This window comes from Oceanisphaera sp. IT1-181 (genome assembly GCF_033807535.1).
GTDB lineage: Bacteria > Pseudomonadota > Gammaproteobacteria > Enterobacterales > Aeromonadaceae > Oceanimonas.
Genome location: NZ_CP136856.1, coordinates 552,457 through 565,738, shown reverse-complemented (window position 1 = coordinate 565,738; position 13,282 = coordinate 552,457). Strand labels below are relative to the sequence as shown.

The window sequence follows — 13,282 nt, the reverse complement described above, 5'->3', positions numbered from 1 at the left end:
GTTTGGAATGAAGCAATCTAAACATTATTTCAACAGAAGAACGCGGAATCTGAGGTTATCTCGTCTTCTTCCCACTTTACGCCTCACGCCTTACGCCTCACTCTCAATAATCAACGCGGCCCGCGCAGCAAGCCGCTTAGGCCGCGCTCTTCTAGGTAGCGACCGAAGATCTGTTTGATCGAACCCAATTGCTGCTGGCCTTCGGTTTCAGCTAACAGTTTTTTTAGCTCGTCGCAGCGTGATTGGCGCACTATGTATTTAATGCGCAAAATATTACTGCTGTTCATACTAAAACGCCGATAACCCATGGCGAGCAGGATCAACACGCCAATCGGATCCCCCGCCAGCTCACCGCAAATTGATACCGGCTTACCAAAACGCTCACCGGTGTCAATAATCTGCTGCAAGGCGCGTAATACCGCCGGATGCAGCGCATCATAAATATTGGCTACCCGACCATTGTTGCGATCCACCGCCAGTAAATATTGGGTGAGATCATTGGTGCCCACCGACCAAAAATCTACCAGCGGGGCCAGTTCTGGCAAAAGATATAATAAGGACGGCACTTCGATCATCACACCTAGGCTGGGGTAGCGGATCACCACCTGCTCGGGTGTTTCAGCCGACACCTCTCGCCAGGCTCTATCTAACATGCGCCTGGCCACCCGTACTTCATCGAGGTTAGTGACCATGGGCAACATAATCGACAGATTATCCAACCCATGACTGGCGCGCAGCATGGCTTTTAATTGCACCAAAAATATTTCCGGATGATCCAGGGTTAACCGAATGCCACGCCAACCTAAAAAGGGGTTTTCTTCGACAATGGGGAAATACGGCAACTGCTTATCGCCGCCCACATCCAAGGTGCGCATGCACACGGGTTTGCCCGCGTAATTGGCCATTACCCGCCGATAGGTGGTGATTTGCTCTTGCTCAGAAGGAAAACGGTCGCGCAGCATAAAAGGGATTTCGGTACGAAATAAGCCAATGCCATCCACGGTATCGTTGGCACTGATGGTGGTGTCCGCGCTGAGACCCGCATTCAACAACAAGGTCACGGGCACCTCGTCTAGGGTGTGCGCCTTATCATTGCCCACACTAGCAAACAGCGCATCCATTTGCTGTTCTTGTTTGATCAGACGTTTATATTCGCGCAGCACAGACGCCACCGGCTCGACCAAGAGCTCACCGTTATACCCATCCACAATCAGCAAGCGGTCTTCAAGCAACTCAAAGTTATGGTCAATGCCCATCACCGCCGGCACGCCCATGGAGCGTGCCAAAATGGCCGCGTGTGAATTCACCGAGCCTTTAGCGGAGACAATGCCTTTGAGTTTATTGGGTGGGATTTCGGCGATTAAGGTCGCACTAATTTCATCAGCTACCAAGATCACCGGCTCATCGAGCGACAAGCTGTGCATGCCTTCGTCTTCGTGGATCAAGCGCGTGAGCAGCCGCTGGCCGAGATCGCGAATATCTGCCGCTCGCTCACGCAAATAAGGATCCAACATATGACCGAACTGCGCAATTTGCTGTTCACAGATACGTTTTACCGCACTGCCGGCAATCCAACCTTGATCGATTTGCTGGCGGATCAAGGCAATAAATATCGGATCTTTCAGCAGATATTGATACACCTCCAGCACGGCTACCGACTCACTGGCTTGTGATTCTTGCAGCCGCAGCGCCATGCCGTTCAGTTCATCTTCCACTTGGATCAAGACTTTATCCAGCCGCTGATGTTGCAACTGTGGATCGTCTGTCTTGCGCTCGGTGACTTGAGCCAGCGCAATCCGTGGTCGCCATACCCAAGCGCGACCAATGGCCACCCCAGGGGAGCCCGCTAGGCCCTTTAGCATGCCATGCCAGTTAGGTGAGCGTAAGTTGCCCTTGGCTTCGGCGTGGGCAATCACTGTGGCCAGCTGGGAGGCCAAGGTAACTAAGAAAGATTCTTCGCCCTCTTCAAACAAGCGTTCCTGCTTTTGCTGCACCACCAGCACGCCCAAGGTTTTACGCTGGTGGATAATGGGCGCGCCTAAAAAGGAGATAAAGGCGTCTTCGCGGGCTTCAGGTAAATATTTGAATTTGGGATGGGAGCGGGCATCGGCCAAGTTAATCAGCTCTTCTTTGTCGCCAATTAAGCCGACTATGCCCTCACCCAGCGGGATTTTAGCGCGACCCACCGCACTGGCCGCCAAACCATCGGTGGCGGCCAGCAGGTAGTTTTGCTGATGTGCTTGGCGTAGATAAATAGAGCAGCAGTCAACGTTCATGGCAGAGCGGGTTTGGCGCACCAGCTCATTCATGGCCTCATTAAGGTCAGAGCTGGCCGTAACCTGCTGGACGATTTCCCGCAATTCCTTTAACACAGCCGCCTACTCCTTAAGTTGCGCCGTACGTTTAACGCCTTACGTTATACGTAAAGCAACTTACGTTTAATTTTACGATTTCTCATACTCGAAGCACACGAACTTCAAGCCAAAACGCCGACGCCTCAATCACTTACAGCGTATAACGTGCAGCGTAAGGCGCTGCTTAGCGCGGCCGTTTACGCAACTCGCGCCGACCTTGCTCCGCCATCACGATAGGCGCAAATTCCTTTAACACCCGTCGATATACTTCTCGTTTAAAAGACACTACTTGGCGCACCGGGTACCAATAGCTGACCCAGCGCCAATCATCAAATTCCGGTTGGCCATGACAGCCAAACTCAATATGTGGCTCTTGTTCTGATTCCAATCGCAACAGAAACCACTTCTGCTTTTGACCAATGCAAACCGGATTACTGTCCCATCGAACCAAGCGCTTAGGCAGCTTGTATTTAAGCCAGTGGCGCGTGACCGCAAGCAAAGTTACATGCTCAGGTCGCAGCCCGATTTCTTCGTACAGTTCCCGATACATGGATTGTTCCGGACTTTCACCGTCATCCACACCACCTTGCGGAAACTGCCAAGAATGCTGGCCGTAGCGCCTTGCCCACAGCACCTGGCCTTTGCGATTGCAGATCACTATGCCTACATTGGGACGAAAACCGTCGCCATCTATCACGCAATCACCAGACTAAAAAAATAACATACTGAGGATTGTTCCATATTCCCCTATTCGCGGCAAATGATGCTGTCCACATAGCTGAAATAGCCAATTCTGAATAACTTGTGTTTTTGTCAATAGTTATGAACAAAAAAGGATCCATCAAGGATCACTTGCCCCCATATTGTGTGGATAAGCTTGTGATAAAGGCTGTATAGCTTGCACAAGTGTGCAGCAAGCCGATCGGTAAGCCAGAGCTTGATCCTAAAACTCAATAATAATAAACCAATATAATCATAATCTTAAAAACAAAAAAAAGGATCTAACTGGATCTTTGCACAGGCAATTTTAAACTTATTTGATTGTGAGCAAGTTGACCTGTACAAAAAATAACCACCCTCAAGTTATCCACAACATTAAGGTGAAATTAGTGTTAACAAAACAAAACAACCGCCGTGCTCGGCAAATTTTCCCCAAAAAAATGCTAAAATCAGCATTCACCTGACTTATCCAGAATTTCTGTGGATAAGCCTGTGTAGCCGGCTGTTTTTGTAAGCAAAAAACCGTATATGATAACGTTATTAGGTTAGATGGATCCGTCGTTAGTTATAATGCCTTTCAAATCATTACCTTGCATCGATTACTGTCTTTCCAGTCAGTATTCATCTTTTATATTAAGGTTGATTATATTTTGCACAATTTAGGAATGCGCCCCCTTGACCGTGCCGCCTTGCTGCACAGTGCCGAACAATTAACCGGCTTATCGTTAGCGGAAATTGCCCAGCAGTTAGGGCTCTCGGTGCCGGAGAACCTGCGCCGAGATAAAGGCTGGATAGGTCAATTATTGGAGTTAGCCTTAGGCGCCAGTGCGGGATCCAAGCCTGAGCAAGACTTTCCAGAATTGGGCGTGGAGCTTAAAACCATACCGGTGGATGAGCGCGGTAAACCGCTAGAAACCACCTTCGTCAGTGTGGCCCCCCTCATCGGCATCAGTGGTTTGCGCTGGCAAGACTCAAACGTGCGCAATAAACTTTCTTGTGTACTGTGGATCCCCATTATCGGCACCCGCCAAACGCCACCAAGCGAGCGGATCGTCGGGCCTCCTTTATGGTGGCAACCCACGGCAGAAGAAGAACAGCTATTACGCCAAGATTGGGAAGAGATCATGGAGCTGATCAGCCTAGGGAAAATTCAGACCTTAAGTGCGCGCCATGGCCAAGTACTGCAATTGCGCCCCAAAGCCGCCAACAGTAAGGCGCTAACCGAAGCCGTGGGTCTGCACGGCCAGCCCATAATGACGCTACCGCGCGGCTTCTACCTTAAAACCGGCTTTACCGCCGCCCTACTGGCCCGGCATTTTATGCTTTGAGTGACAGCGCAGAGCGCGACTCTTTACGCTGCACTGTTATTTAAACCTTTCCGCCTGCGGCGAAATGCGAGAGCAAGCGTTCGCCTACAAACCCACACCGGTTGGCACTCAGTGCTGATCGCTTACCGCTCCCCGAAGGGGCTGCTCTTTTAGTCGCCAGATCAACCAGGCCACCAGCAAGATCCACGGGATGGCGAACAGGTTTAACCAAGCCCAGCCCAGCAGCACTAAGCCTTGGCCGGCGAATAAGCTGCCCACGGCGGCGGCGCTAAACACCATAAACTCGTTGATGCCCTGCACCTTGGCTTTTTCTGCCGGCTGGTAGCTAAAGGTCAATAAATGGGTGGCACCAATAAAAGTGAAATTCCAGCCCACGCCCAATAACAATAAGCCCCACCAATAATTCCAAAAACCTTGCCCCGTGAGATTCACCAGCACGCTCAATAATAAAGCACCGCAGCCCCAGAGGATCACCCGCCGCGTGCTGAAACGTCGGATCAGCGCGCCGGTAAAGAAAGACGGCACAAACATACCCAGTACATGCCATTGGATCACATAGGCCGTGGCACTAAAGTCATGCAGATCATGGTTCATGGCCAAAGGAGTGGCGGTCATGATCAACACCATAATGCCGTAGCCGATCATGCCCGACGCTACCGCCGCCAGCAGTAAGGGTTGAGTAAACAACTGACCATAACTTCTTACTTGAGCCTCGGCATTGATCACCGCAGGCTTAGGCAAAGGTAACAACAGGATCAAGAGTAAGGCCAGCACATAGAGGCCAAATAAGCCGTAAAATGCGCCCGCGTAAGGGCTAGCGCTATGCCAGTCTTGAGAGTGGATTGCTAAGTTAGGCCCGATAATGGCCGCTAATACGCCGCCGGCCATCACCATGCTAATAGCACGCGCATGCAATGGCTGAGCACAGGCTTCCAATGCTGCAAAACGATATTGCTGACCGACACCGATGGCGATACCAATCAAGAAGGTGCCCAGCGCAAATAAGCTTAGGCTCACTTCTAACAGTCCTTGTAGCGCCACCCAAGTACCAAACAGACCGATTAGGTTACCGATCACGAAGCCGGTTTTGCGCCCCAAGCGTTGCATTAGATGCGCCGCGGGCAAGGTGGCACAAATTAAGCCGATAAATTGACAAGCAATCGGCAGCGTCATCAAGGCGGGGTGTGCCGCCAATTCTTTGCCCACTAAGGCCGAGATCGACACCAGCAAAATATTGCCCGACATCAATAACGCCTGCGCTATCGCCAGTCCCCATACGGTAATCGGCATTGAGATTTCCTTGTTTTGAATACGTCAGGGGTGAAGGGTAAGGAGTGAGGGATAACGCCTCACAATTAACCCCTCACGCCTCACGCTATAAAAACAAAAAGGCCCGCAAATGCGGGCCTTTTGACACAACCGGTCGGCTATTACTTAGCTTTACGTGGAGCAGCGCCACGGGCAACAAGACGCTCTTTAATACGAGCAGCCTTACCTGTACGGTCACGCAGATAGTACAATTTAGCGCGACGTACAAGGCCACGGCGCTTCAGTTCAATGCTGCCGATCAACGGGCTGTGAGTCTGGAAAGCACGTTCTACGCCTTCACCGTTAGAAATTTTACGAACGGTAAAAGCAGAGTGCAAACCACGGTTACGCATGGCAATAACTACACCTTCGTATGCCTGCAGACGCTCTTTACCGCCCTCGGCCACGCGTACTAATACGCGTACGGTATCACCAGGACCAAATTCAGGGTGGTCGGTACGTAATTGTTCGTCTTCCAACTGCTTAATAATTTTGCTCATGATACTTCCTTTACCTAGGGTAAACTGAAAACTCTACTGTTTAGATTCGTGATGTTCACGAATAAATTGGGCAAGAAGTTGCTCTTGCGTGTCAGTCAGAGCTAGGTTGTTTAATAGTTCCGGTCTTCTTAACCAGGTACGACCTAACGATTGCTGCATTCTCCAACTGGCTACCTCGGCGTGTTTGCCACTCAACAACACTTTAGGAACGGCCATTCCCGCCAGTTGTTCAGGGCGCGTGTAGTGCGGGTGATCCAAGAGTCCTTCACTGAAAGAGTCTTGCTCCGCACTGGCCATGTCGCCTAATACACCCGGCACCAAACGGGCCACCGCATCTACTAGCACCATGGCCGGCAATTCGCCGCCACTGAGCACATAATCACCCACCGACCACTCTTCGTCGACGTCGGCTTGAATAATGCGCTCGTCCACTCCTTCGTACCGACCGGCCACCAAAATCAGCTTGTGCTGTTGGGCCAATTCGGCGACGCCTTGCTGATCCAACTTACGGCCTTGAGGAGACAGGTAAATGACCTTAGCTCCCTCACCGGCTGCCTCTCGTGCTGCGGCTATCGCATCACGCAAGGGTTGCACCATCATTAGCATCCCAGGTCCGCCCCCATAAGGTCTGTCATCGACAGTGCGGTGTTTGTCCTGGGCGAAATCTCGTGGATTCCAGCATTCAAATGTCAACAGACCATCTTTAACGGCCCGCCCGGTTACACCAAAGTCAGACACAGCCCGGAACATCTCCGGGAAGAGGCTAACCACCCCTATCCACATGATGATTTTCTCCGTGCTAGATGACTTAAGTTAAAAATCCGGTTCCCAATCAATTTCTATGATGCGCTCTGCAAGATCTACAGACTTTATCACTTGATCAACAATAAACGGGATTAACCGTTCACGCTGACCAAAAGCGTCTTTGGCATTCGCTTTGACTACTAATACGTCGTTAGAACCGGTTTCCATCAACTGCGTCACTTGGCCAAAATCATAGCCTTTGGTGTTCTGCACTCGACAGCCGATCAAGTCACGCCAGTAGAACTCGTCATCAGGCAGTGCTTTAAATAATTCTGCATTTACGCCAATGTCGGAGCCAGTTAGCAATTGGGCTTCTTCGCGCTGCTCAACATGGTCGAGCTTACAAATTAGGCCGTTATTATGACGTTTCCAGGCCGAAACCTTAATTTCACGCCAACCACTGCCAACTCTCATCAGCCAAGGCTGATATTCGAAAATGCCATCGGGTTGGTCGGTAAAGGAGTTGACCTTCAACCAACCTTTAATGCCATAAACGGCGCCCAGTTGGCCTACTACTACAGGTTCGCTCACTTTAATTCCCTACCTTGATTCAGACTTAAGCCGCAGCTTTAGTTGCGTCTTTTACTAACTTGGCAACACGCTCAGATAAAGTCGCGCCTTGACCAACCCAGTGATTAACGCGCTCAAGATCGATGCGCAGCTTTTCAGCTTGGCCAGCAGCCAATGGGTTGAAGAAGCCTACTTTCTCGATGAAACGGCTGTCACGTGCGTAACGGCTGTCTGCCACTACTACTTGGTAAAACGGACGCTTCTTAGCGCCACCACGTTGTAAACGAATGGTTACCATATCGTCCTCTATATAACGGAACAAACAAGGTTCGCAAACAGTGCGAACCTTGGCTTAAAATAAGCCGCGTAATTGTACTCCAATAGGCTGTCATTGCAACAAAATTGGTAGCGGCCTGTTGGCCTTACGCGGTTAAATTTTAGTCGTGCTGATTTCAAAACTTGCCGCCGAGCTATTAAAGCCCAGCGCAGCACGCTAACAATTAGGCTCGGCGCTTAAAACGGTCGACCGCCACCGCCCATGCCACCCATGCCGCCGGGGCCCATCATGCCTTTCATTTGGCCCATCATCTTGCGGATGCCGCCTTTGCCAGACATCTTCTTCATCATCTTTTGCATCTGGGTAAATTGCTTAAGCAATTTATTCACTTCTTGTACTTCAGTGCCCGAGCCCAAGGCGATACGGCGCTTGCGTGAGCCTTTAATTAAATCCGGATGACGACGCTCGCGCGGGGTCATGGAGCCGATAATGGCCTCCATGCGCACGCTCATTTTGTCGTTCACCTGATCTTTTACGTTGTCTGGCAGCTGGCTCATGCCCGGCAACTTATCCATCAGGCTCATCATGCCGCCCATGCTGCGCATTTGCGCTAACTGGTCGCGAAAGTCTTCCAAATCAAAGCCTTTGCCTTTTTTAAGCTTCTGCGCCATTTCGGTGGCTTTGTCTTTATCAACCGAGCGTTCCATTTGGTCGATTAAGGACAACATGTCGCCCATGCCCAAAATACGCGAGGCAATGCGATCGGGATGGAAAGGCTCTAGGGCGTCAATTTTTTCGCCCATACCGATAAATTTAATCGGCTTACCGGTAATGTGGCGCACAGAAAGCGCGGCACCACCACGGGCATCACCGTCGGCCTTGGTCAAGATCACACCGGTCAGCGGCAGCGCATCATTAAAGGCCTTGGCGGTATTGGCCGCATCTTGGCCGGTCATGGCGTCCACCACAAACAGGGTTTCGATAGGCTTGATCGCCTGATGCAGCTGTTGGATTTCATCCATCATGGCTTCATCAATGTGCAAGCGACCGGCGGTATCGACGATCAACACATCAAAAAACTGCTTACGGCCATAGTCCAGCGCGTTACGACCAATCTCTACCGGCTTTTGCTCGATATTACTGGGGAAGCACTCTACGCCTAAATCGGCGGCCAAGGTTTCTAGCTGCTTAATAGCGGCCGGACGATAAACGTCGGCACTCACCACTAATACTTTTTTCTTATGGCGCTCTTTTAAAAATTTTGCCAGCTTGGCCACTGAAGTGGTTTTACCCGCACCCTGTAAGCCCGCCATCAAGATCACCGCAGGCGGCGTGGTGGATAAGTTAAGGTCTTCGTTAGCCTCACCCATTACCGACACCAGCTCAGCGTTCACTATTTTAATGAAGGCCTGACCTGGGCTTAAGGACTTGGACACTTCCGTGCCCACCGCGCGCTCTTTGACGCGATTAACAAAATCCCGCACCACTGGCAGCGCTACGTCTGCTTCGAGTAATGCCATGCGCACTTCACGCAGGGTCTCTTTGATATTGTCTTCAGTCAGACGACCACGACCACTGATATTTTTCAGGGTCAGCGACAGCCTTTCGGTAAGATTTTCAAACATGATATAGCCCGCAGTTGGCGAAAATTACTTCTAGTATACCCAAGTTATCCGCGTAACTTAAGTCACCTTGGGTAGCGATATGCTTTAGGTTAAGGGTATACTGATATTTCTTCTTATTTCACCAATTAATGGCTTAAATTCATTATGGAATTGCTTGCTATTTTGGCGATGGCTTTTTACTTTTTAGCAGCCTTTGCCTGTGTGCATAATATACTCAACCCGCAGCATCGCAGCGGCCGCGCCAGTGTGCTGGCTGCGCTGTGCGCCATGGCGCTACACGGCCTGTGGCTGTTCGACATCATAGTGTTAGTGCCAGGACAAAACCTGAGCATGCTTAATGTGGCATCGCTCATCAGCCTGATTATTGCCGCTCTGATGACGGTGCTGGTCGCGCGCTTTAAAGTGTGGCTATTAATGCCCTTGGTCTATGGTTTTGCCGCGTTATTGTTAGCCGCCGATTGGCTTATTCCTAGCCATTACAGCATGTATCTAGAAACTCGCCCTGAGGTGTTATTGCACATCGGCTTAGGGTTGATGTCTTACTCGCTGTTAGCGATTGCCTCTTTGTTGGCGATTTTATTGGGCTTTTTAACGCACCGCCTCAAGTCCCATAAGCTGACTAACCTGCCCTCTATGCCACCTTTAATGACGCTAGAGCGCTACTTAATTCGGTTAATTTTTATCGGTGTGGTGGTGCTGACGCTGTCGATCTCCAGCGGTTTGTTTTTCTTACAAGACATGTTTGGCCCTGGTAAAGCGCACAAGGCAATTCTGACTATCATTGCATGGTGTGTGTATGTGGGCTTACTCTGGGGGCACTATCGTTTGGGCTGGCGTGGCCGAAAAGTCATTTGGGCCAGTGTGGTCGGCAGCCTATTACTGACGCTGGCCTATTTTGGCAGCCGTTTCGTACGCGAGGTATTATTGGGCTAAACCTGTTAATCACCGAGGGGCTAGCTTTTCTAAAAGACCAATAAGTACAGCTCACACTTTAGTAATTATTTAGTTTTATGACACAGGATGGTCTGCTTGGACGAAATCACCACGGGCACCCTCACGGGTGTCCTGATAGCCTTACTCTTTCTTTCTGCTTTCTTTTCGAGCTCAGAAACCGGCATGATGTCGCTCAACCGCTACAGGTTGCGCCACCTTGCGCAAAACAACAACAAATCTGCGATTCGCGTTGAAAAACTACTGGCGCGCCCTGATCGCTTAATCGGCCTGATCTTAATCGGCAATAACTTAGTCAATATTATGGCCTCGGCCATTGCCACCTTGATTGCGATTCGTCTGTTCGGCGATTTAGGCGTGGCGGTCGCTACCGTGGGCCTCACCATAGTGGTGCTGATTTTTGCTGAAGTGACACCAAAAACGCTCGCCGCACTCTACCCTGAGCGGGTGGCGTTTCCTGCCTCCTTTATACTTAAGCCCTTGATGTGGCTGCTGTATCCGGCGGTATGGATGATTAATGCCATTTCTAATGGCTTATTAATGTTGTTTCGCATTAATCCGCGTAACCAAGAAGATAACGCCATTAGCTCCGAAGAGTTACGCACCATAGTCAACGAAGCGGGTGCCCTAATACCCCGTCGCCACCAAGATATGTTGGTGTCGATCCTAGATCTTGAGAAGGTCACCGTGGATGACATCATGGTGCCACGTAATGAAATTTATGGCATAGACATCACTCAAGATTGGAAGAACATGAGTCGTCGTCTGCTGCAAAGCCCGCACACTAAAGTGCTGCTTTATCGCGACAGCATCGACGATGCCTTAGGTTTTATCCACGCCCGTGATGCGCTGCGCTTATTAGCCAAAGATGAATTTAGTAAAGCCAACTTAATGCGCGCGCTGCGTGAGCTGTATTATATTCCCGAAGCCACGCCGCTTAACGTGCAGCTGGTAAAATTTCAGCGCAACAAAGAGCGCATTGGGCTTATCGTCGATGAGTACGGGGATATTCAAGGCTTGGTGACGCTGGATGATATTTTGGAAGAAATAGTGGGTGATTTCACCACGACTATTAGCCCCACCTTAAGCGACGAGATTAAGCCGCTCGACGATGGTTCCTACCTGATTGAAGGCTCGGCCAGCATTCGTGATATTAATAAAGAGTTAGGTTGGCAGCTACCCTGTGATGGCCCCCGCTCTCTCAATGGCTTAATACTGGAATACTTGGAAGAAATCCCTGAGGCAAACATTGGCCTGCGCTTATCGGGCTACCCGCTGGAAATCTTAGAAGTCGAAAACAACATGATCAAGCTGGTGCGCGTACTGCCGTATTACTTTAAGTAGCGCGTAAGGCGTAAGGCTTAAAAATAGATCTTGGCGCCTTACGCCGTCAATAAAGAATCATTCCGAGTCTTATCAGCTGATAGCGTATCGCGTTTATTTAACTTCGATGTTAACCGCAGGCTCTAACTCGCTGAACACGCTCATTAGCTCATCACGGTTACTGATCAAATCTGCTAGCGTATAGCTTTCCATCACGGCCAAAAAGGCTTCCATGGCTTCTTTCAGCGCGTCTTTTAACAGACATATCCGCACTAAATAACAGGCGGGACTGCCGCAATCAATGCCATTAAGATTATTCTCTAGAGAGCGGATCACTTGGCCTACATTGATATCACTAGCCGGTTTGGCTAAACGTATACCGCCATTTTTACCGCGCACCGCTTTAATATAACCTTCGCGCGCCAGCTGGTTCACCACCTTTACCAGATGATTGCGCGACACGTCATACAGTTTGGACACGTGCCCCACTGAGCTCAGCTCTCCCTCAGGCAAGGTCGCCAAGTACATTAGCGTTCTTAGACCAAAGTCCGTGTAGGTGGTCAACTTCATGAGCAGTTCCTGAGTGAGTAAAAGGTACATATATAATACAGATTAGTGCAGCAGTGTGGCATTAAATACCCACCTAAGCATTAAGTGCATTCATTAAAATCCAAGTATTAAACTTAAGTATTAGAACCTAGCTGTTAAAATCACAGTATTAAAACCCTGCATTAAAACATCAAACGATGATTCAGCTCTTTGACCTTGGGTGCTGGCATTCTGGCGGCCAAGGCGGCACTGAGGCGCTGTGCCTCTTGATGCTGCTTTTTATCGTTCAGCACCATTTCTTTAAGCCACAAATACGCTTGCGGATAATCCAGCGGGCTGCCGCTACCACTCAACAGCCATTTAGCCCAAGTAAACTGGGCTTTTTCAAAACCTAAACTGGCTGCTTCTTGCATCAAAGGCGCGGCGCGCTCGCGGTTTTTTTGCACCAAAGTGCCGTCGTAATAATAACGCCCTAACTGCTCTAACGCTGCTGGCAAGCCTTGCTCGGCGGCTTTCCAGAGCATGGTCAAGCCACGGCGCGATTGCTGCGGCACACAGACGCCCCAAGCCAACATATCCCCCCATAAAAATTGATAGGCCGGCAGGCGCAACACTTCGGCTCTGGCTTCAATGTCTTGTGTTAGCTGGCAGTTATCTTTATCTCGCACTTGCTGTAAATGGCGGTTGGCATTGATCCATTCAATCAGTTCATATTCTTCATATAAGGGCACGGCACGCAGCTCGCCATCTGCCAAGGCCGCCACCGCCGAGTCTGCTGCCGCTCTGGCCTCGGTGGCATCATGGCGCTGTATATCGTCTGCACCAGGGCTTTGAGTAGCGGTAGTGAGCTTGGCGGCCGTGGCCGCCGTGGTAATCCGTTCAGCCATGGTCTTACTGCTCGCGGTAGCCACACTTGGGCTAGCCGTTTCTTCTTGTGTCTGTGCTTGGGCAACGCTCGCGCCAATCACCACGCACAGCAGCAATAGCCCTAATCTTATTATCATCAACAATTTCCTCTGGCCTACATTGGCTA

Annotated in this window: 13 protein-coding genes; 3 read left to right on the top strand and 10 right to left on the bottom strand. The window is 50.3% G+C overall.

Going from position 1 to position 13,282, the window contains the following annotated elements:
• Positions 1-110: 110 nt before the first annotated feature.
• Positions 111-2,372, bottom strand: coding sequence for a phosphoenolpyruvate--protein phosphotransferase (gene ptsP, locus R0134_RS02545; protein WP_319783339.1), 2,262 nt, complete (start codon positions 2,370-2,372; stop codon positions 111-113).
• A gap of 166 nt (positions 2,373-2,538) precedes the next feature.
• Complete coding sequence (rppH, locus tag R0134_RS02540; RefSeq protein WP_319783338.1) at positions 2,539-3,051, bottom strand: RNA pyrophosphohydrolase; 513 nt, start codon at positions 3,049-3,051, stop codon at positions 2,539-2,541.
• A gap of 688 nt (positions 3,052-3,739) precedes the next feature.
• Between rppH and mutH the strand changes: the two genes are divergently transcribed.
• On the top strand, positions 3,740-4,402 hold the full coding sequence (gene mutH, locus R0134_RS02535; protein WP_319784287.1) for a DNA mismatch repair endonuclease MutH: 663 nt from the start codon (positions 3,740-3,742) through the stop codon (positions 4,400-4,402).
• A 108-nt stretch (positions 4,403-4,510) separates the two neighbouring features.
• Here the strand turns inward: mutH and R0134_RS02530 are convergent, their stop codons facing one another.
• The 6 genes from R0134_RS02530 to ffh all read right to left on the bottom strand — a co-directional run bounded on the left by R0134_RS02530 (position 4,511) and on the right by ffh (position 9,426).
• Entirely contained in the window at positions 4,511-5,692 is a 1,182-nt protein-coding gene (locus R0134_RS02530) for an MFS transporter (protein WP_319783337.1), read from the bottom strand.
• A 140-nt stretch (positions 5,693-5,832) separates the two neighbouring features.
• Complete coding sequence (rplS, locus tag R0134_RS02525; protein WP_319783336.1) at positions 5,833-6,210, bottom strand: 50S ribosomal protein L19; 378 nt, start codon at positions 6,208-6,210, stop codon at positions 5,833-5,835.
• A gap of 33 nt (positions 6,211-6,243) precedes the next feature.
• Positions 6,244-6,993, bottom strand: a complete 750-nt coding sequence (gene trmD, locus R0134_RS02520; RefSeq protein WP_319783335.1) for a tRNA (guanosine(37)-N1)-methyltransferase TrmD — start codon at positions 6,991-6,993, stop codon at positions 6,244-6,246.
• Positions 6,994-7,023: 30 nt separating this feature from the next.
• On the bottom strand, positions 7,024-7,545 hold the full coding sequence (rimM, locus tag R0134_RS02515) for a ribosome maturation factor RimM (protein WP_319783334.1): 522 nt from the start codon (positions 7,543-7,545) through the stop codon (positions 7,024-7,026).
• A gap of 25 nt (positions 7,546-7,570) precedes the next feature.
• On the bottom strand, positions 7,571-7,822 hold the full coding sequence (gene rpsP, locus R0134_RS02510; protein ID WP_087036974.1) for a 30S ribosomal protein S16: 252 nt from the start codon (positions 7,820-7,822) through the stop codon (positions 7,571-7,573).
• A gap of 215 nt (positions 7,823-8,037) precedes the next feature.
• On the bottom strand, positions 8,038-9,426 hold the full coding sequence (gene ffh, locus R0134_RS02505) for a signal recognition particle protein (protein WP_319783333.1): 1,389 nt from the start codon (positions 9,424-9,426) through the stop codon (positions 8,038-8,040).
• 144 nt (positions 9,427-9,570) lie between these two features.
• Between ffh and R0134_RS02500 the strand changes: the two genes are divergently transcribed.
• Positions 9,571-10,359: an inner membrane protein YpjD gene (locus R0134_RS02500; RefSeq protein WP_319783332.1), complete on the top strand. Its 789-nt coding sequence runs from the start codon at positions 9,571-9,573 to the stop codon at positions 10,357-10,359.
• A 96-nt stretch (positions 10,360-10,455) separates the two neighbouring features.
• The gene (locus R0134_RS02495) at positions 10,456-11,721 is read left to right on the top strand and encodes an HlyC/CorC family transporter (protein WP_319783331.1); all 1,266 of its coding nucleotides are present in this window, start codon (positions 10,456-10,458) and stop codon (positions 11,719-11,721) included.
• 93 nt (positions 11,722-11,814) lie between these two features.
• On the opposite strand, the gene R0134_RS02490 is transcribed toward R0134_RS02495, so the two are convergent.
• Both R0134_RS02490 and R0134_RS02485 read right to left on the bottom strand, forming a co-directional pair.
• Entirely contained in the window at positions 11,815-12,270 is a 456-nt protein-coding gene (locus R0134_RS02490) for an Rrf2 family transcriptional regulator (protein ID WP_087036965.1), read from the bottom strand.
• Between the two features lie 161 nt (positions 12,271-12,431).
• The gene (locus R0134_RS02485; RefSeq protein ID WP_319783330.1) at positions 12,432-13,253 is read right to left on the bottom strand and encodes a flagellar protein MotX; all 822 of its coding nucleotides are present in this window, start codon (positions 13,251-13,253) and stop codon (positions 12,432-12,434) included.
• Positions 13,254-13,282: the final 29 nt, after the last annotated feature.

Bases quoted from the DNA above. Each gene is read 5' to 3' on its own strand.
- R0134_RS02490 (WP_087036965.1), bottom strand. From the start codon at position 12,270: ATGAAGTTGACCACCTACACGGACTTTGGTCTAAGAACGCTAATGTAC.
- mutH (WP_319784287.1), top strand. From the start codon at position 3,740: ATGCGCCCCCTTGACCGTGCCGCCTTGCTGCACAGTGCCGAACAATTA.
- R0134_RS02485 (WP_319783330.1), bottom strand. From the start codon at position 13,253: ATGATAATAAGATTAGGGCTATTGCTGCTGTGCGTGGTGATTGGCGCG.
- trmD (WP_319783335.1), bottom strand. From the start codon at position 6,993: ATGTGGATAGGGGTGGTTAGCCTCTTCCCGGAGATGTTCCGGGCTGTG.
- R0134_RS02500 (WP_319783332.1), top strand. From the start codon at position 9,571: ATGGAATTGCTTGCTATTTTGGCGATGGCTTTTTACTTTTTAGCAGCC.
- rplS (WP_319783336.1), bottom strand. From the start codon at position 6,210: ATGAGCAAAATTATTAAGCAGTTGGAAGACGAACAATTACGTACCGAC.
- ffh (WP_319783333.1), bottom strand. From the start codon at position 9,426: ATGTTTGAAAATCTTACCGAAAGGCTGTCGCTGACCCTGAAAAATATC.
- rpsP (WP_087036974.1), bottom strand. From the start codon at position 7,822: ATGGTAACCATTCGTTTACAACGTGGTGGCGCTAAGAAGCGTCCGTTT.
- R0134_RS02530 (WP_319783337.1), bottom strand. From the start codon at position 5,692: ATGCCGATTACCGTATGGGGACTGGCGATAGCGCAGGCGTTATTGATG.